This is a genomic window from Streptomyces sp. NPDC093018, assembly GCF_040684035.1.
Classification (GTDB): domain Bacteria; phylum Actinomycetota; class Actinomycetes; order Streptomycetales; family Streptomycetaceae; genus Streptomyces; species Streptomyces murinus.
This window is the reverse complement of record NZ_JBFBFF010000011.1, coordinates 241,970-260,528: the sequence shown is the minus strand read 5'-3', so window position 1 is coordinate 260,528 and position 18,559 is coordinate 241,970. Positions and strand designations below refer to the sequence as shown.

At 72.9% G+C, this 18,559-nt stretch carries 17 protein-coding genes; 1 reads left to right on the top strand and 16 read right to left on the bottom strand.

The window, feature by feature from the left end; translation table 11 throughout:
* Positions 1 to 15 precede the first annotated feature (15 nt).
* From AB0N90_RS24680 to AB0N90_RS24645, 8 genes are all read right to left on the bottom strand, one after another.
* The gene (locus AB0N90_RS24680) at positions 16 to 1,155 is read right to left on the bottom strand and encodes an acyl-CoA dehydrogenase family protein (protein ID WP_365199971.1); all 1,140 of its coding nucleotides are present in this window, start codon (positions 1,153 to 1,155) and stop codon (positions 16 to 18) included.
* Positions 1,155 to 1,529, bottom strand: a complete 375-nt coding sequence (locus AB0N90_RS24675; protein ID WP_365199969.1) for an ectoine synthase — start codon at positions 1,527 to 1,529, stop codon at positions 1,155 to 1,157. The genes AB0N90_RS24680 and AB0N90_RS24675 overlap by 1 nt, the downstream gene beginning before the upstream one ends.
* The gene (gene trpA / locus AB0N90_RS24670; RefSeq protein ID WP_365199967.1) at positions 1,516 to 2,361 is read right to left on the bottom strand and encodes a tryptophan synthase subunit alpha; all 846 of its coding nucleotides are present in this window, start codon (positions 2,359 to 2,361) and stop codon (positions 1,516 to 1,518) included. The genes AB0N90_RS24675 and trpA overlap by 14 nt, the downstream gene beginning before the upstream one ends.
* Positions 2,354 to 3,388, bottom strand: coding sequence for a hypothetical protein (locus AB0N90_RS24665; protein WP_365199965.1), 1,035 nt, complete (start codon positions 3,386 to 3,388; stop codon positions 2,354 to 2,356). The genes trpA and AB0N90_RS24665 overlap by 8 nt, the downstream gene beginning before the upstream one ends.
* A 2-nt stretch (positions 3,389 to 3,390) precedes the next feature.
* Entirely contained in the window at positions 3,391 to 3,654 is a 264-nt protein-coding gene (locus AB0N90_RS24660; protein ID WP_365199962.1) for an acyl carrier protein, read from the bottom strand.
* Position 3,655: 1 nt separating this feature from the next.
* Positions 3,656 to 5,122, bottom strand: coding sequence for an AMP-binding protein (locus AB0N90_RS24655; RefSeq protein WP_365199960.1), 1,467 nt, complete (start codon positions 5,120 to 5,122; stop codon positions 3,656 to 3,658).
* A 212-nt stretch (positions 5,123 to 5,334) separates the two neighbouring features.
* Entirely contained in the window at positions 5,335 to 6,642 is a 1,308-nt protein-coding gene (locus AB0N90_RS24650; RefSeq protein ID WP_365199957.1) for a hypothetical protein, read from the bottom strand.
* Complete coding sequence (locus tag AB0N90_RS24645) at positions 6,639 to 9,455, bottom strand: DEAD/DEAH box helicase (RefSeq protein ID WP_365199955.1); 2,817 nt, start codon at positions 9,453 to 9,455, stop codon at positions 6,639 to 6,641. Before AB0N90_RS24645 ends, AB0N90_RS24650 begins: the two co-directional genes overlap by 4 nt.
* 164 nt (positions 9,456 to 9,619) lie before the next feature.
* Here AB0N90_RS24645 and AB0N90_RS24640 point away from each other — a divergent pair, with 164 nt between their 5' ends.
* The gene (locus AB0N90_RS24640) at positions 9,620 to 9,913 is read left to right on the top strand and encodes an antibiotic biosynthesis monooxygenase family protein (RefSeq protein WP_365199953.1); all 294 of its coding nucleotides are present in this window, start codon (positions 9,620 to 9,622) and stop codon (positions 9,911 to 9,913) included.
* A gap of 68 nt (positions 9,914 to 9,981) precedes the next feature.
* On the opposite strand, the gene AB0N90_RS24635 is transcribed toward AB0N90_RS24640, so the two are convergent.
* From AB0N90_RS24635 to AB0N90_RS24600, 8 genes are all read right to left on the bottom strand, one after another.
* Positions 9,982 to 11,619, bottom strand: coding sequence for an FAD-binding protein (locus AB0N90_RS24635; protein WP_365199951.1), 1,638 nt, complete (start codon positions 11,617 to 11,619; stop codon positions 9,982 to 9,984).
* A gap of 52 nt (positions 11,620 to 11,671) precedes the next feature.
* The gene (locus tag AB0N90_RS24630) at positions 11,672 to 11,932 is read right to left on the bottom strand and encodes an acyl carrier protein (RefSeq protein ID WP_365199949.1); all 261 of its coding nucleotides are present in this window, start codon (positions 11,930 to 11,932) and stop codon (positions 11,672 to 11,674) included.
* Between the two features lie 46 nt (positions 11,933 to 11,978).
* Positions 11,979 to 13,217 (bottom strand): beta-ketoacyl synthase N-terminal-like domain-containing protein, encoded by a 1,239-nt coding sequence (locus AB0N90_RS24625; protein ID WP_365200037.1) that lies wholly within the window; start codon positions 13,215 to 13,217, stop codon positions 11,979 to 11,981.
* A gap of 14 nt (positions 13,218 to 13,231) precedes the next feature.
* Entirely contained in the window at positions 13,232 to 14,494 is a 1,263-nt protein-coding gene (locus AB0N90_RS24620) for a beta-ketoacyl-[acyl-carrier-protein] synthase family protein (protein ID WP_365199948.1), read from the bottom strand.
* Between the two features lie 240 nt (positions 14,495 to 14,734).
* Positions 14,735 to 15,541: an ABC transporter permease gene (locus AB0N90_RS24615; RefSeq protein ID WP_365199946.1), complete on the bottom strand. Its 807-nt coding sequence runs from the start codon at positions 15,539 to 15,541 to the stop codon at positions 14,735 to 14,737.
* Positions 15,538 to 16,515, bottom strand: a complete 978-nt coding sequence (locus AB0N90_RS24610) for an ATP-binding cassette domain-containing protein (RefSeq protein ID WP_365199943.1) — start codon at positions 16,513 to 16,515, stop codon at positions 15,538 to 15,540. Before AB0N90_RS24610 ends, AB0N90_RS24615 begins: the two co-directional genes overlap by 4 nt.
* Before the next feature lie 125 nt (positions 16,516 to 16,640).
* Entirely contained in the window at positions 16,641 to 17,291 is a 651-nt protein-coding gene (locus AB0N90_RS24605; RefSeq protein ID WP_365199940.1) for a PadR family transcriptional regulator, read from the bottom strand.
* 120 nt (positions 17,292 to 17,411) lie between these two features.
* A complete protein-coding gene (locus AB0N90_RS24600; RefSeq protein ID WP_361677878.1) occupies positions 17,412 to 18,449 on the bottom strand; it encodes an NlpC/P60 family protein in 1,038 nt (345 codons plus the stop codon).
* Positions 18,450 to 18,559 lie beyond the last annotated feature (110 nt).

The following is an 18,559-nucleotide window of genomic DNA, read 5'->3' as shown; positions in this document are numbered from 1 at the left end:
GGCCCGGGCGGCCGGTCACAGGCCGAGCAGGGCCGCGATGCGGTTGCGCTGGATCTCGGAGGTACCCGAGTAGAGGGTGGACCCGACCGCGTTGCGCAGCTCGGCCTCGACGCCGTACTCGGCCATGTAGCCGTTGCCGCCGAAGATCTGCACGGCCGCCAGGGCGGAGGCGACGTTCGCCTCGCTGGTGACGAGCTTGGCCATGGCGATGTCCCGGGTCACGTTCGCGCCGGCCGCCAGCCGTTGCGCGGTGCCGTACAGCCAGTGCCGGGCGGTCTCCACCCCGATCTCCATGTCCACGATCCGGTGGGAGACGGCCTGGTTGGTTCCGATGGGCCGGCCGAACTGCTCGCGGGACCGTGCGTAGCCGACACATCGCGTGACGCGGTGGCGCATCTCGCCCGCGTTGACGATGAAGGAGCACAGGATCTCCCGGCGCATCACATGGTCGAGTACCAGGAATCCGCCGCCCGGCGGCCCGATGACGTGGGACGCGGGCACCCGGCAGTCGTCGAGGAACAGCTCGCCCAGGGGCGAGGTGCGCAGCCCCAGTTTGGCGACGGGCGTGCCGACCCGCAGCCCCGGTGTGCCGCGCTCCACCAGGAACGCGGTCACACCGAGCGGGCCGGTCCCGTCGCCGGTACGGGCGTACACCGTGAACAGGTCGGCGACCGGCCCGTTGCTGACGAAGGTCTTGCTGCCGTTCAGCACGTAGTGCTCGCCGTCCCGGACCGCTCTGGTCCGCATGGCCAGGGCGTCCGAACCGCTGTCCGGCTCGCTGATGGCGTGGGCGCCGATCTGCTCGCCGGAGCAGATCGGCGGCAGGTAGCGCTCCTTGAGGACCTGCGAGCCGAAGCGCTGCAGCGGCACCCCGGTGCTCACCATGTGGGTGCAGACCGAGAAGCTCAGCCCGGCGTCCCGGCAGCCCTCGCCGAGCCCCTCCAGCACATACATCGTGGTCAGCAGCGACTGCCCGAGGCCGCCCCACCGCTCGGCGAAGGGCAGCCCGAGGATGCCGGTCGCGGCCAGCGTCCGCCAGTTCTCGTACGAGAACGAGGCATCGGCGTCGCGTGCGATGTGACCGGCGTTGAGCTTCTCCAGCCAGGGTGCGATGCCCTCGCGCAGTGCCCGCTGGTCCGCAGTCCACTCGATCATCAGTAGTGGGAGTAGCCGGACGAGTCGAGGTCATGGCGTTCGTCCCCGCGCAGCGCGGGGGTGAACACGCAGACCAGGCGCAGGTCCTCCGCAGGGTGTGCCACGAGCCAGTGCGCGTCGTGCCGGTCCAGCGAGTACAGCGTGCCGGGGGTGATCGGGTGGACAGTGCCCTCGGCGTCGATCACCTCGCCGGTGCCCGCTATGCAGTAGCAGCTCTCCACATGGTTGCGGTATTCCAGCCGGGACTTGGTGCCCGCGCGGACCGTCGTGTCGGTGACGGTGTACCCGACGCCATCGCTCAGGGTGAGGAAACGGCGGCTCAGGCCGTTGCCCCAGTCGACGCCGGTGGTCTCTTCGAGGTTACGGACGATCATGGGTGTCGTTCCTTTCTTCCGGTTGGCCGGTGAGAGTGCGGACCGGGGCGCGCAGTCCCCGTACGAAGGAGCACAGCTCCACGACGGGATCGCGCCCCAGCACGCGGGCCTGTTCGATGCGGGCCACCCCGGCGCTGCCGACCACGGCGGCGTCGGCGCCGAGCGCTGCCACGCGGGTGATGTCGTCGGCCGTTCTGATCCCGAAACCGACGGCCACCGGCGCGGACGCGGTGGCACGCAGGGTGGTGAGGACCTGTCCGAGCCGGTCCCGGTCCAGGGCCGCGGTGGTGCCGCTGCGGCCGTAGTGGGCGACCAGGTACAGATACGCGGAGGCGAGGTCCGCCGCCTCGGCCAAGGTGCCGGGGCCGGAGACGGCGTAGCAGGTCGTGACGAGCGGCAGCCCCGCCCGGCGCACGGCCTCGTAGTGGGCCGCGCGCAGCCGGGGCGGTAGCCCGTGCAGCAGCAGCCCGTCGCAGCCGGCGTCACGGACGGCGGCGGCGAAGTCGGCGGGGGCGGTGCCCCGGACGGTGTGGCTCCAGTCGGCGAGCAGCGCGATCCGCAGTCGGCGCAGCCCCGGCCGCGCCGACGCCACGGTGTTCAGCACGCTCCGCAGGGTTGCCCCGTCGGCCAGGGCCCGATCGGCGGAGGCCCGGACGACGGGCCCGTCGGTGGCCGAGCCGGGAAACGGCACGGCCAGTTCGAGGCAGTCGACCTCGTTCTCGTCGAGCATGGCCATGAGGTCGGGCAGGGTGTCCAGGGGCGGGTCACCGGCATGGAGGAACACCGCGAGTCCCGGCCGGCCGGGCCGGCGGTGGGCGAAGAACTCAGGCATGAACGGCCGCCCCCGACCGGAGCCGGGACAGCAGGTCCAGGACTCGGCCGTCCCGGATCGCCGCGCGGGCCGCCTCCAGCGCGGCATTCCAGTCGCCGGTGACCTGCCCGGCCACCGCCAGCGCGGCGGCGTTCAGGGCCACGGTCTCCTCCGCCACCGGGGTGCCCCGCCCGGACAGCACCTCCCGGAAGCAGGCCACCGGATCGCCGTCCGGCGGCCGCAGTTCGTCGATCGAGCCGGGACGCAGCCCGAGCCGGGCCGGATCGAGCACGAACTCGTCCTCCAGTGCGCCCTCGCGGGTGTACACCCGGTTCGGCAAAAAGCTCAGCAACTCGTCGGCCCCCGCCCCGTTGACGCACAGCCACACCGAGCGGGTGCCGCCCCGTGCCAGATACCCGGCGGCATGCCGAAGCCCGGTCACCAGCCGCCGGTCGGCGACGCCGGTGAGCTGCGCCCGGGCCGGCAGCCGGGCCAGGAAGGGGCCGAGCGCGTTGACGAAACCGCCGAGCTGCCTGATGTCCAGCGGCAGCACGCTGCGGGTCAGCAGGCCGAGTTCGGCCGGGTAGACGAAGGCGCCGGTGAAGGCGATGCCGTGCGTCTCCAGGGAGGCGTGGGTCTCCTCGTACGACGTGGTCAGCGGAATCCCGAGACGCTCCAGCAGGTCGACCGAGCCGAGAGCGCCGGTGTAGGCGCGCGAGCCGGTCTTCACGACCCGGACGCCGATCGCGGCGGCGACCACCGCGGCGGCCGTCGAGATGTTGAAGGTGCGTGGGCCCCCGCCGGTCCCGACGATGTTGACCGCGGCGCCGATGTCCTCGGGCACACCGGCCGGCTGGTTCTCGGCCAGCGAGTCCAGGAAGCCGGTCAGGGTGATGCGGTCGGGAAGCCGGGTGGCCAGCGAGGCGAGCAGGGCCACCGACTCGCCCCGCCGCAGCCCGCCCTCCCGCAGCCGCTCCCAGAACGAGCGCCAGACCGGTACCTCCACGGGCCGCTCCTGCCGGATCAGCGTGGTGACGGCTTCGTGCACGGCTACACGCTCTTCGTCGGCCGGGGCGACGCGTGGGTGATGAACGCGTCGATGGCCGCCACCGTGTGGAAGGACTCCGGCCTCAGCTCGACCGTATCGGTGTCGATCCCGTAGCGGTCCTCGATCCAGGCGATCACCTTCAGCAGCCCCAGACTGTCGATCACCCCGTTCGCCAGCAGGTCGTAATCGGCGTCCAGTTCCGCCGGGGGTACGTCCGGCAGGAACTCCTCGACCACGAACTCCTTGATGGCCTGGGCGTAAGGCATGTCAGCTCTCCTTCGTGAAGTGGACTCGTACGGCGCGCTCCCGGTCGACCTTGCCGGTGGAGGTCCGGGGCAGCGGCTGGTCGGTGGTCAGCAAGGCCGTGGGAATCGCGGCCCGGGGCAGTCCGCGCGCCAGATACCCGCGCAGGGACAGGCTGTTGACCCCGGCGCCGGGTTCGCGGCGGGCCACGGCGCGCAGCGTCCGCCCGGCCACCGGGTCGGGCACCGCCAGCACGGCGGCCTCGGTGATGTCCGGGTGTGCCAGCAGCCGGTTCTCGACCTCCTGCGGGTTGACGCGGACGCCGCGGACCTTGACCTGGAAGTCGACGCGGCCGACCAGGGTGAGCGTCCCCTCGGCCGAACGGCGCACCAGGTCGCCGCTGCGGAACCAGCGTCGGCCATCCGCTTCTTGGGGGTGCCGGACGAACGCGCCGGACGCGGCGGTGTCGAGGTAGCCGTCACTCTGGAAAGGAGTGGAGACATACAGCTCCCCGGTGCCCGGCCCGTCCAGCACCCGGCCCCGCTCGTCGACGAGCAGGGCCCCCACACCGGGCAGCGGCCGCCCGAGCGGCAGTGGGCGATCCGGGTCCGGGGTGTCGCGCAGTTCGTACAGGAAGCTGTCGTTGGTCTCGGTGCAGCCGTAGACGTTGTACAGGCGGGCGCGGGGCAGGAGTTCCGGCAGCGCGGCCAGCACTGGGAAGGGCATCGTGTCCCCGGTGAAGACCGCGTGCCGGACGGACGGGAGGGTACGGCCCCCGGCGCGGGCGGCGTCGGTCAGCAGCCGGTAGAACATGGGCACCGACTGGACCACCTCGGGCCGCTCCCGTTCGATGAGGTCGAGGAGGCGGCGGCCGTCGGTGGCGCGGTCGGCTTCGACCAGGACGACCCGGCCACCGCGGGCGAGGGTCGTCCACACATCCAGCAGGCACACGTCGAAGTTCAGCGGCGCGTAGTTGAGCACGGTCGTACCGGGACCGATGCCGAAGGCGTCGCCCGCCCAGACCGCGAAGCGGTCCAGCGCGGCACCGGACAGCGGCACGATCTTGGGCACTCCCGTGGATCCGGAGGTGGTGAGCAGCAGCGCGGTCCCGGTGAGGTCCGGGCCCCGGGAGGGGCGGGGCGCAGGCGTCCGGCCCGGAGCGAGCACATGGCCCGCCCCTGCCTGTTCGTAGAGCCGTTGCATGACGTCCGCGCCCAGGTCCGGTGACGGCAGCAGCAACGGGCGTCGGGCCAGCAGACAGGCCAGGACCAGGGCGACGGTCCGGGGCGACTTGTGCGCGGGCAGGGCTACCGGGTCGTCGCCCGGCAGCGCGGCGATCCGGTCCCGTTCGCGCTCCGCGCGGGCGAGCAGTGCCCCGTAGCCGACCGAGTGCCCCCGCCAGACCAAGGCGGTCGCCTGCGGTGTCCGCCGGGCCTGGTCCACGAAGTCTTCTACGAGCGGTCGCGGCCCCGCGATGGTGGTCCTCTCCACGATGCCTCCTTCCGGTCCGCGCTCCGCCGTGATCCGGCGGACGCGCTGATCCCCATGGTGGTTTCGGCACCTGGAGGCTCGATGGAGCCTGGCTCGTCGGACGGGCGCACGGAAGACGGCGGACGACGGCGGACGGGCGCACGCAAGACGGCGGCCGGTCCGCGTCCCCGGGCGGGGAGCGGGCCGGCCGCCGTCGGCGGGTCGGACGGCGGTCAGCCGTCGAGGAGTTCGGCGAGCGTCAGGGCGGGGTCGTGCCTGGGGGGCCCGGCGGGCCACCAGGTGCCGGACCGCTTCCGGTACGGGTACCAGCGGGCGTCGCGCCCGTAGCGCAGCTGCAATCCCCGCTCCGGCAGTGTCCAGCGGTTGTCACGGACGACGAGTTCGGGCAGGTCCTCGTCCTCCCAGCCCGTCGAGAGCGCCGTGCGTGCCCGGGTGAGATCGGGCCCTTCCGGCTGCCAGGCCTCCTCGAACACCGTCAGCCCGGCCGCTCCGCCCCACCGCCATGCCTCGGCCGCCCGGTCCAGCTCGTCCGGCCGGTCGCAGGACTCCCGCAGCCGCGCGGGCACCCGGGGATCGGGGTGGGTGGCGGCGATCCGTACGGTGTCCTGCCACCGGTCGAGCGGCCGGGGCGGCTCGTCGCCCGCGCCCAGGATGTACGCGAGGAGTTCCCTGGCGCGTACCGCCGCGTCGGTGACCAGCCGCTCCAGCGGATCCGCCTCGATGCCGCTGACCGGCTCGGTGCCGGCCTCCGGCGGTTCGGGCAAGGGCGGGAGCGCCGGGAGGGGGCCGCCCGGGGCGAGGTACGCCGCGGCGGGCGGCGGCACCGCGACGGCCGGACCGTCCGCCGGTTCCGCGTCCTTCGGGCCGACGGCGCCGCCCTCGCCGATGTCCTCTTCGTCCTCGTCGTCGGGTCCCTCGGCCTCCTCGGTCATGGCCCGCAGGAGGAGGACGGACTTCAGCTCCTCCAGCGCCGTCGGCCACTCCCGGCCGCGCACCAGCAATAGCAGGTGCGGTTCCTCGTCGAGCAGCCAGGAGAACTGGTAGGCGAGCGCGATCGCGTGCGCGCACGGGTGGTCCGGCTCGTCGCAGCCGCAGTCCGGGTCCAGCTCGCCGTACCCTGGAAGCAGCCCCAGCCGGGCGTCCTCCGCCGCCTCCAGGAGATCCGGGGGCAGTTCCCCCGCGAGCAGCGCCTCGGTCTCCACCGGCCGGTCCGCGGTACGTTCCCAGAGCGCCTCCCACTGCTCGTCGTCCAGTTCCGGAAGCCCGAGGGCCACCGTGTACGGTTCGTCCGCGCCGTCGTACACCTGGGCCGCGACGCGACCCGGGCCGACCGTGAGGGGGCCGAGGCGGCCGGAGCGGGCGACGGTCCGCCCCTTCTTCAGCGGCTCCTCCTCGGGCCAGCCGTCCTCCACCGAGTCCGTCCAGGCCCGGCTCCACCAGGACTGGCCGCGGACCCGGCCGCCCTTGCGGGGCGGGAAGGCGGCGAAACCGCGGGCCCGGTCGTCGTGTCCGCCGCTCATCCCGCGCTCCTCAGCGTCACCAGGTTCGCCAACTCGTCGTTCCCGAGCCGGCCCAGTGCCTGCTCGCCACTGCCGACGACCGCGTCGGCCAGCTCCCGCTTGGTCTCCATCAGCGCCGCGATACGGTCCTCGACCGTGCCCTCCGCGATCATCCGGTGCACCTGCACCGGTCGCGTCTGGCCGATGCGATGGGCCCGGTCGGTCGCCTGGGCCTCGACGGCCGGGTTCCACCAGCGGTCGTAGTGCACGACATGGTCGGCCCGGGTCAGATTGAGGCCCGTGCCGGCCGCCTTCAGCGACAGCAGGAAGACCGGCACCTCGCCGTCCTGGAAGCGGCGGACCATCTCCTCTCTCCGGGGCAACGGCGTCCCGCCGTGCAGCAGTTGGGCCGTGATGCCCCGGTCCCGTAGATGCCGCTCCAGCAGCCGCGCCATCGCGACGTACTGGGTGAAGACCAGCGCCGCGCCGTCCTCCGCCAGGATCGTGTCCAGCAGTTCGTCCAGCAGGGCCAGTTTGCCGGAGCGGCCGGCCAGCTTCGGCTCCTCCTCCTTGAGGAACTGCGCGGGATGGTTGCAGATCTGCTTGAGACCGGTGAGCAGCTTGAGGACCAGACCGCTGCGGGCGATTCCTTCGGTCGATCGGATCTCGGCCATCGTGGCGCGCACCTGCTCCTCGTAGAGGGCGGTCTGCTCGGTGGTCAGCGGCACCGGGTGATCCGTCTCGGTCTTGGGCGGCAGTTCGGGTGCCACGCCCGGGTCGGACTTGCGCCGGCGCAGCACGAACGGCCGGACGAGATCGGCGAGCCGCTCGGCGGTGGCGCCGGGACCCTGCCCGGCGCCCGCGGCCGACCGCTCGGCCTCGATCGGGGCGATCCAGCGGCGGCGGAAGCGGCCCTGGGTGCCGAGCAGACCGGGTGTGGTCCAGTCGAGGAGGGCCCACAGCTCGGAGAGCCCGTTCTCCACGGGGGTGCCGGTGAGCGCGATCCGTGCGTGCGCGGGGATCAGCCGCAACGCCCTGGCCGTGGCCGACGACGCGTTCTTCACGTGCTGGGCCTCGTCGGCGACGACCATCCCCCAGCGGTGCCCGCCGAGCCGCTCGGCGTCCAGGCGCATCGTGCCGTAGGTGGTCAGCACGAAGCCGTCGGCCACGCCCTCGACGCCGCGGCCGGCGCCGTGGAAGCGGCGCACGGCGGTGCCGGGGGCGAACCTGCGGATCTCCCGCTCCCAGTTGCCGAGCAGCGACGCCGGGCACACCACGAGCGTGGGGCCCCGGCTGCCCGCGTGCTCCTGGCGCAGCAGGTGGAGCGCGATGAGCTGGACCGTCTTGCCGAGGCCCATGTCATCGGCGAGGCAGCCGCCGAGACCGAGCGAGGTCATCCGCGCCAGCCAGGCCAGTCCTCGCGACTGGTACGCGCGCAGGGTCGCCGCGAGCGCGGCCGGCTGCTCGACGCGCTCCTCGCCGGTGGAGTCGGCCAGCAGCGTGCGCAGGGCGCGCAGCCAGGGCCCGTCGGTGACGGCCACCTGCTCTCCGTCGATCTCCGCGTACCCGGTGAGGGCGACCGCGAGCGTCTCCACGGCGGTGAGCGAGGGCAGCACCCGGTTCCGGGCTTTGCGCGCGAGTTCGGGACCGACGAACGTCCACTCGCCGCGCACCCGTACGACCGGCCGTCCCGCCGCGGCGACGGCCTCCGTCTCCGCCTCGGTGAGCGACTCGCCGTCGAGACAGAGCTGCCAGCGCAGGTCGACGGTGCCGTCTCCGCCGAGGAAGGAGCGCATGTCGGCGGGCGGCGTGCGGTCCGCGCCCACCGCGGCCCGCGCGGTCAGCCGCCGCTGTGCCTCGTCAGGCCAGCGCACGTCGACGCCGTGCGCGCGCAGCCGGGCCGCCGCACCGCCCAGTAACTGGCCGAACTCCTCGTCGGTGAGGTCGAGTCGGCGTGGCACCGGCAGCAGCCGGGCAAGCGGATCCCACACGGTGGCCGCGCGGCGCACGGCGCGGACGGTGTCGGCCTGGGCGACCGGTCCCAGCGCGTGCGGGGCGCCGTCGAACAGGTCGGCGGCGGTGAGTTCCACGGTCGGGTCGGCGAGGTCGGACACCAGGGGGACGACCTCGCCGACCGGCGCGCCGTCCGCGCCTTCGGCCAGCCGTACGGAGAGCGAGACCCGCACGCCGGAGTCCACACCGACCGCGATCTCCTCCGCCCAGGACCGCAGTTGCGGCACGTGCTGGGGTGCGGTGGCGGCGAATGCGGCCCGGCCGGTGGCCGCCTCGGCGGCCGCGGTGCGCGGCAGCGTGTCGGCGACGGCGTCCACGAAGGCGCGCAGCACCCGGTCCGCCGGGGGCGGCAGCGCGGTTCCGGGCGCGGGCACCGCGAGGGCCTCCGGCGGGGCGGCGGCCGACAGTTCGCGCAGCCGCAGCATGTCCGCGGGGTCGAGCGGGCCGGCCCGCCAGGCGTCGTGACCGCCGTCCGACACGCCGGGGAGGAGCCGTTCGCGGGCGGCCAGATGGAGCGCCAGCGCGGTGGCGGCGCCCCAGAAGGCCGCCGCGCGGTGCACCCCGTCGCCGCCGTACTCGCGCCGGGCCAGGGCCAGGACCGGCAGCGCGTCGGCGACGGACAGCCACAGCACGGGGACCGGGTGCCGTCCCCGTGCCGTGACAAGCCCGGTCGCCGCCGGGACGGCGCCGGGGAGGGTGGGCGGATCCCCGCCCTCCGGGTCCCAGAAGGCCATTCGCCCGGTACGGGCCGGGTCACCCGGCTCGAAGGCAACCGCGTACCGCGCCAGCCGTCCGGCGTGCTCACGCGCAATCCACACCATGGGTCCCGCTTTCCACATTCCTGATGTCGCTGTTCCGGTCTTCCGCGTCGCCGCGGTCCCGTCTTCCGCTCCTGGCCGCGCGGCCCAGCCGTGTTCCACGGCCATTCGAGTGCCGTCTGTGACGGTGGCTGTGCCTTCCGGCCTCTTCCAGAAAGGAACTCTCCGTGATCACACTAATCAACCGGTTCGAAGTCACCGGATCCGTCGAGGAGTTCGAGCATGCCTTCGACGGCACCTCGGCGTTCTTCGCCGCCCAGCCCGGCTTCGTCCGCCACCGCCTTCTGCGCCACCTGGACCGCCCCGGCCACTACGTCAACGTGGCCGACTGGGAGGACACGCGCTCCTTCCAGCAGGCCCTGCGGCAGCCCGAGTTCGCCGCACATCGCGCCGTGCTCCGCGCCCTGAGCCACAGCGACCCGGAGCTGTACACCGCGCACCTGGAACGCGTGCCGTCCTGAGCGTCCGGACAGCCCGGGGAGGGGCGGCGCACATCGCGCCGCCCCTCCCCGCCGAGCCGCCGACCCGGTCACCCGGGTCGTACACCCAGGTCGTGCCCGAACACCTGCCGCGGGTCCCATACGGCCTTGATCCGCCGGAGCCGCGCGTAGTTGTCCTTGTAGTACAACCGGTGCCAGGGCACGCCCGAGGTGTTCCACTCGGGATCGGCCATGTCGAGGTCCGGGTAGTTGATGTAGCACCCGTCGGCGCCGTCCCGCCCCGGCACCGGTACACCACCCGTCGTGGCGAACACGTCCCGGTACATGCGCCGCAGCCAGCCGATGTTCTCGGTGTCGGCCTCGGGGTCCTGCCAGGTGTTCATGAAGATGACGTTCACCACCGCGTCCCGGTGCGCGGTGGCGGTCGCCGCCGACGGCACGGCATTGATCCGGCCGCCGTACGACTGGAACGAGACGCTGGCCGCCTGGCTGCTGTGGTCGGCGCTGTCGAGGTGGGTGAACAGGGCGTCGATCTGCCGGTCGGACAGGGCGCGGCGCAGATAGGCGGACTTGATCTTCTGCCGCCCCTTCTCCATGTCCTGGGACTCGGCGAGTTCCGTGGTCGCGGTGAACCAGGGGACCCGGGTGACCCCCTGGGTGTACGGCGTCACGCCGACGCCCTCCGTCACGGCCGCCACGTACCGCTCCACCAGCCGCTCGGCGTCCGGCAGGGCGGCGTCGAGATGGGTGAAGCTGATGGCGCTCTGGCCGGGGTCGTTCTCCCGCAGCCGGCTCAGCAGCACCAGTCCGCCGTACAACCCGGTGTACGGGGACCCGGCATGGCTGTTGCGCTCGTGCCAGCGGCCGAAGTTACCGACCAGCCGCCGCATGGCCGCCCGGTCCATGCCCTCGCGCGGGAAGATCACCGCGCTGGTCAGGATGTCGGCGGGCGGGCGCGGGAGCAGCCGGGCGGGGTCGTCGCCGGTGGCGCCGGGGGAGCGGAACCAGTAGCGGGTGACCACGCCGAAGTTGCCGCCGCCACCGCCCGTGTGGGCCCACCACAGGTCGCGGTGCGGGTCCCCGGCCTCGCGGGTGGCGATCACGGCACGGGCCCGGCCCGCTGCGTCGGCGACGACGACCTCGACGGCGTACACATGGTCCGCGGCGAGACCGAAGCGCCGGGACAGCGCCCCGTACCCGCCGCCCGCCACGTGCCCGCCGATGCCGACGGTGGCGCTGGCACCGCCGGGCAGGGTGACGCCCCAGGTGTCGTACAGCCTGCGGTACACGTCCATCAGCCGAGCACCGGACTCGATCATGACGGCACGCATCCGCGGGTCGTACGCGACGGCGTTCATCTCGCCGAGGTCGATCACCAGCCGTACGGCCGGGTCGCCCACGAAGTTCTCGTAGCAGTGGCCGCCGCTGCGCACCGCGACCCGTCGGCCGGACCGGGCCGCCTCGCCGACGGCACGGACCACCTCACGCGTGCTCGTGGCCACACGGAAGGCCGCCGGACGCGCGGTGAACCGCTTGTTGCGGCCGCGCGTGGCGAGTACCTCGTAGCGGGGGTCGCCCGGGGTGATGTCGGCGGAGTCGGCCGGTCCGGGGCGCGGGTCCGGCCCGGCGGCCGCGGCCGGGGCGGTGCTGATCCCCGCGCCGAGGAGCCCTGCGGCCCCGGCGGTGAACGTGCCGGCGACGAAGCGCCGGCGGCTCGGAGTGCTCATCGTGTCCCTTCCCCATGGGCCGCGCCGTGCGGTGTACGACTCCTCGCCACGGTCAGACCGCCTCTCGGGCCGCCAGGGCCCGGTTCACGGCGTCCAGATAGGCGCGCGGCGTACCGGCGGCGTCGAGGATCTCGTCGAGCGCCACCTCGTAGTCACGCTCGATGCGCCCGGTGGTCTGGAGCATGGCCAGCGAGTCGTAGCCGAGGTCGACGAAGGGAATGTCCAGCACGTCGCCGTCCAGGTCGACGCCCTCCTCCTCACCGGCGCACTCGCGCAGCAAGGCGGTCAGTTCGCTCAGTTCCAGATGCTTCATCACACTGTCTCTCCGCGTGCCGGGCACGCTCATCGGGTAAGTCGGTTCAGTCCGCGCGGCGGACCACGGTCGCGGCGTTGAAGCCGCCCCGGCCCCGGGCCAGGACCAGGGCGTTGCGCAGGCGGAGCCCACGGCGTGGGGCGCCGGTCACCAGATCGACGGGGCAGTCGTCCGCGGGGCGCTCCGTGCCTGTGGTCGGCGGGATGACCTGCTCACGCAGCGCGAACAGCGCCGCAGCCAGGTCCAGCGAGGCTCCGCCCGCCAGTAGTCGGCCCGTCATGGACTTGGGTGCGGTGACCGGCACCCTGAAGCGGCCGAACAGGCCCGCGATGGCGGAGGCCTCCGCCCGGTCCGCGGCGCGGTCGCCCGCCGCGTCGGCGAAGACCACATCGACATCTCCCGGTGTCACCCCGGCGTCGGCCAGCGCGAGCCTGGCCGCCTCGGCCAGGCGCGGGGAGCCCCCGGCGTCGAAGGTCGCCGCGCTGCCCGCGATCGAGCCGTAGACCGCGGCGCCACGCTCCCGGGCCGCCCGCGCCTCCTCCAGCACGAACAGCGCCCCGCCCTCGCCCACCACATGACCGCGGGCTCCGGCGTCGAACGGAAGGAACGCCAGATCCGGGTCGTCCGCGGTGCTCAGCCCGCCGCCCGCCAAATGGGCGGCCCACCCCCAGGGGCACAGGGCCGAGTCGACACCCCCGGTGATCACCAGCCGGGTGCCCCGCCGGATCTGCCGTCGGGCTTGTGCGACCGCGTCCAGGCCCCCCGCCTGCTCGGATACGAGGGCACTGCTCGCGCCCCGCAGACCGTGCCGGATGGAGATCTGTCCTGTGTTGACGGCGTAGAACCAGGCGAAGGACTGGTAGGCGCTGACATGACGGCCGCCCCGGCTCCACAGCGCCTGCAACTCGCGTTGCCCGAACTCGAACCCGCCCGCGGAACTGGCGGTGACCACTCCGGCGCTGTAGTCGGGCAGTCGAGCCGGGTCCACCCCCGCGTCGTCGAGAGCCTCCCGCGCGACGGCCAGGGACAGCCGGGTCACCCGGTCGGTCTGCGGCAACAGCCGGCTGGACACATGGTCGGCGGCGACAAAGCCCGGCACCTCGCCGGCCAGGCGCACCGGATAGCCCGAGGCGTCGAACAGGGTGACGGGGCCGATGCCGTTCTCTCCGCGCAGCACGGCCGCCCACCAGGCCGCCGCGCCGAAGCCGTTGGGCGCAGCGACCCCGATCCCGGTCACGACGGCGGTCCCCGTGCGGGCGGCGGGCGGCCGCGGGGGCGCGGACACCGGCGGGGCCGTCCTCACGCCGCCTCCGCGAGCCGCGGGCGGGTCAGGACGATGGCGCTCTGGAAGCCGCCGAAGCCACTGCCGACGCTGAGCACGGTGTCGGTGCGGCGCTCGCGGGCGATGTTCGGGGTGTAGTCCAGATCGCACTCCGGGTCGGGATCACACAGATTGGCCGTCGGCGGCACCGTGTTGTGGGTGATGGCCAGGGCACTTGCGGCAACCTCCAGCGAGCCGATCGCGCCCAGCGAGTGGCCGATCATCGACTTGATGGAGCTGACCGGGACGTCGTAGGCGTGGCTCCCGAGGCTGCGCTTGAAGGCGGCCGTCTCGTGCCGGTCGTTCTGCCGGGTGCCCGAGCCGTGCGCGTTGACGTAGTCGACGGCGGTCCGGTCGAGCCGTGCCTCGTCGAGCGCCGCCCGGATGGCCTCGGCCATCTCGCGGCCGTCGGCACGCAGGCCGGTCATGTGGTACGCGTTGCTGCGGCTGGCGAAGCCCGAGATCTCGGCGTACATCGGCGCGCCCCGGCGGCGCGCCCGTTCGAACTCCTCCAGTATCAGGACCGCCGAACCCTCGCCCAGTACGAAGCCGTTGCGGGTCCGGTCGAAGGGCCGGGAAGCGGTCGCCGGATCGTCGTTGCGCGGGCTGGTCGCCTTGATGGCGTCGAAGCAGGCGACCGTGATGGGGGAGATCGGCGCGTCGGTGGCGCCTGCCAGCATGACGTCGGCGCTGCCTTCGCGGATCAGCTCGGCGGCGTAACCGATCGCGTCCAGACCGGAGGTGCAGCCGTTGGACACCAGTGACACCGGACCCTGGGCGCCGGTGGCCCGCGCCACCTCGGCCGCCAGCGAGCTGGGCACGAAGTAGTCGAAGAGATGGCCCACGGCCCTGGTGTGGTCGACGGTCCAGTCCCGTCCGCAGTCGCTGACGACCGCGTACTCGGTGTCCAGTCCGGTGGTGCAGCCGACCGCGCTGCCGAGGCTCACCCCGGTGCGCGAGGGATCCAACGCCTCCTCGACCCCGCTGTCCGCGAGGGCCTCGCGGGCCGCGACAAGGGCGAACTGGGCCGCCCGGTCGAGCCGTTCGAACGCGGGGTCGAACCCGTGCTCGGCCGGGTCGAAGTCGGCCTCGGCGGCGATACGGGAGCGGAACGGTGCCGCGTCGAACAGGGAGATGTCCCGGGTGGCCGTACGGCCTGCCGTGAGCAGCTCCCAGAACGCCTTGGCGCCCACACCACCAGGGGCGACCACCCCCATGCCGGTAATCACGACCCTTGTCATCGGATTCCTCACAGTCCTGAGCCTCGGTTGCGTCCTCGGACACCGAGCCTCACCCACGAGGCTGGAGCCTCACTCGACTCCCGTCCGCCGATGGCAGGAGCGCCGGGCGCGCGACCGCGGACGCGACGGTGGCCGCGTCCGCTGACGGGGAGAGGGACGCGGCCACCGGCGTTCACCGCCAGGGCCGGTGAAGGGCCGGTGCCCGGCGGGATCCAGGGGGTGGAGCGGGACGACGGGGTCTCAGTGGCTGAGCCTGGCGAACCGGCGCAGGGCCAGCGGGAAGAAGACGGCGAACAGCGCCACCGGCCAGAGCACGGCGGCCAGGGTGTGCCCGGACGCGCCTCCGACGCTGCCGAACAGGTCCCGCGCCGCCGTCGCGGTCTGGGACATGGGGTTCCACTGCACCACCGTGCCCAGCCAGTCCGGCATGGACGTGGGCGTCGCGATGGCGTTGGACAGGAAGCCCACCGGCCAGACCAGGATCTGCACGGCCTGCACCAGCTCCGGTTTCCCGGCCACCAGAGCCAGGTAGATGCCGATCCACAGCATCGCGAACCGGAACAGCAGCAGGAGACCCACGGCGCCGAGGAAGCCGCCCGCCGTCGTGTGCGCCCGCCAGCCGATCGCGTACCCGACACCGATCATCACGGCCAGGCTCACCGCAGACTGCAGCATGTCCGCCGCCGACCGGCCCACCAGCACGGCGCCGTTCGCCATCGGCATGGACCGGAACCGGTCGATCACGCCCTTGTTGAGGTCCTGGGTGACCGCGATCACCGTGCTCTCCAGGCCGAAGGCCATGGTCAGCGCGAGAATGCCGGGCACCAGATAGTCGATGTAGTCACCGCCGACGTCACGGCCACCGCCGATCAGAAAGCCGAACATCAGCAGGATCATCACGGGGAAGACCACGCCGACCGCCACCTGCACCGGCTGCCGGCCCCAGTGGGCGAGTTCCCGCCGGGTCATGGTCCAGGAGTCGCTCAGCGCGAAGGCGAGACCGCCGCCGCCCTCGCGCACCGTGTTCGTGGTGCTCACCGTGCTCATACCGCCTCCTTGGTCCGGGTCCCGTCCGCTGCCTGGGCCTCCTCGGACCGCCCTGTCAGGCGCAGGAACACCTCGTCCAGGGTGGGCCTGCGCACCGCGATGTCCTCCGCCTCGATGCCCGCCGACTCCAGCGCCCGCACCACCTGGGTGAGCGTGCTCATCCGGTCGGTCACGGGCGCGCTGAACCGCCGGCGGTCGGCGTCCACCGTGACGTCGTCGGCGGCGAATGGCATCAGCGCGACCGCGCCGGCCAGGTGGGACGCGTCCCGCAGGACGACATCGATGCGGTCGCCACCGGTACGGGCCTTCAGCTCGTCGGCGGTGCCGTCGGCGATGACCCGGCCCTGGTCGACCACCGAGATCTGGTCGGCGAGTTGGTCGGCCTCCTCCAGGTACTGGGTGGTCAGCAGCACTGTGGTGCCCCCGCCGACCAGCGAGCGCACCGAGTCCCAGACCTCGGCCCGGCTGCGCGGGTCGAGCCCGGTGGTCGGCTCGTCGAGGAAGAGCACCTCCGGCTCGACGATCAGCGAGGCGGCGAGGTCGAGCCGCCGCCGCATGCCGCCGCTGAACCGCTTGACCTGCTTGTCCCCGGTGTCCGACAGGCCGAACCGCGCCAGCAATTCGTCGGTGCGGGTGCGGGCCCGGCGAGCGCCGAGGTGGTGGAGCCGGCCGAACATCTCCAGGTTCTGCCGACCGCCCAGCTCCTCGTCCAGCGCGGCGTGCTGGCCGAGCAGTCCGATGCGGGCCCGCACCCGGTCGGCCTGCGTCGACACGTCGTACCCCGCGACCATCGCGCGGCCCGAGTCCGGCCGCAGCAGCGTGGTCAGTACGCGGACCGTCGTCGTCTTGCCCGCGCCGTTGGGGCCGAGGAGAGCGTGCACGGTGCCGCGTCCCACCCGCAGGTCCAGTCCGTCCAGAGCGGCTTTGTCCCGGTATCGCTTCCGTACGCCCTCGACGTCAATCGCGTCGGTCATGCGTTCCCTCCGCTCGTGTAGTCAAGCTTGACTACTGCTCGCCGGGACAAGTAAAAGCCCGTTCCGGTGATTAGTCAAACTTGACTACGCGGGGGGAGGGCGGCGCCGTCCCGCCGATGGGGGGCTCAGTGCTCGTCCTCCGGGTGCCGTTCCCCGGTCGCGTACGGATTCCGCTCGCCTTCCGCGAGCACCGCGTGCACCCCGGCGAACGGCTCGCCCTCACCCGCGAAGGTGTACGCCCCGCCCTCTACGCGCCGGATCAGCCCGTCGGTCCACTCCGCACCCGCGTCCGCCGAGTGCACCCAGAGGTTCATGATCTCGCCGATGTGCCCGAGCTGGTCCGGGCCGTCCTGCGGCGTGTAGTACTCGGTCACGGCCTTGCGCCAGTCCCGGATGGCGCGCACCCGGTCCCGCAGCAGTTCCAGCGCCTCGGCGCGGTCCAGGTCGACGATGAACCCGAGCGCGGCGGCGAGCACATCCGGCTTCTGGTCGTGCGCGGTCAACGACTCGCGCAACAGCCGGAAGTACTCCTCCGTGCCCCTCGCCGTCATCTCGTACTCGGTCCGGGGCGGACCGCCGGCCGTAGAGGGGGCGATCTCGTGCGCGTGCAGCAGTCCCTGCTTCTCCATCTGCTTCAGGGCGTGGTAGATCGAGCCGGGCTTGGCGTTGGACCACTCGTGGGCGCCCCAGTACTCCAGGTCGTTGCGCACCTGGTAGCCGTGGGCTCGCCCATGTCGGCGCACGGCGCCCAGCACGAGAAGACGGATGGCTGACATACGCTCCAGATTACGGCCTCGGGTGGCGGCCGGACCGGAGCGGCCGAGGCGCTGCCGCCCCGACCGCCGGGCCGCCCGCCCGGGATCCCGGTTGCGGGCGGGCTGATCACGTACGGCGGGTCAGACCCGCACCCCGAACATGAACGGCCCGCCGATGGTGTCCATCGACTCGTAGCGCACGACCGTGCCCGTGCGCGGGGCGTGGAGGATCTGGCCGTTGCCGGCGTAGAGGCCGACGTGGTGGAGGTCGTTGAAGAAGAAGACCAGGTCGCCGACCTGGAGCTGGCTTCGGGTGAGGCGGGTGCCGATGCCCGCCTGTTCCTCGGAGGTGCGCGGTATGTGGACGCTCGCCTGTGCGTAGGCCCAGGAGGTCAGGCCCGAGCAGTCGTAGGAGGCGGTGCCGGTGGCGCCGCGGAAGTACGGCTTGCCGAGCTGGGTCTGGGCGGCGGCGAAAGCGGCGGCGGCCCGGCCCGAGGCGGAGTTCTCGTTGCCGAGCTGCACCCGTTCGGTGGCGGAGCGGCTGGCCCGGTGCTGTTCGTCGGCGAGGGCCGACTTCTCCTTGGCGGTCAGGGTGTTGAGGAGCTTCTGCGCCTCCGCGAGCTTGCCCTGCATCTCCTGCTTCTTGTGGCCCAGCTCGGTGCGGGTACTGGCGAGGTCCTTGAGCTTCTCGGTGGCCTCGGCGCGCTGCTGGGCGAGGGTGCGCTGCTTCGCCTGGATCTTCTTCAGGGCGGAGACCTGCTGACCGCTCAACTGGTCGAGCGTCGAGGCCTTGTCCAGGAAGTCGTCCGGGTCGGAGGACAGGAAGAGCTGGACCGAGGCATCGAGGCCACCGGAGCGGTACTGCGCGCTGGCCATCGAGCCCAGGCCGTCACGCAGCTTGTTCAGCTCCTGCTGGCCGCGCGCGACGCCGTCCTGGATCGCGGAGATCTCCTTCTGGAGCTTCTGCTGCTTCTCCTTGGCCCCGTTGTACTTCTCGGTCGCCTGCTCGGCCTGCTCGTAGAGTTTGTCGACCTTCGCCTTCACCTCGTCCTTGCCGGGCTTCTGGCTCGGTGCGGCGTTGGCGGCCTGCGCGCTCAGGGCCACGGCCGCGGCTGCCGCGGTGGTCAGTACGGTGACACGCGTTCGGCTGGGCTGCCTGGGTCGTCGATGGGAGGCCACAGGGGCGCACTCCTTGCTCCTTCAGCCGCCTGCCAGCACGGCGGTGGGCGGGGCCCTCCGCCGTCACTCCGTCCGAGTGAGCACTGAAACGGGGGTTGGAGCATGACCTT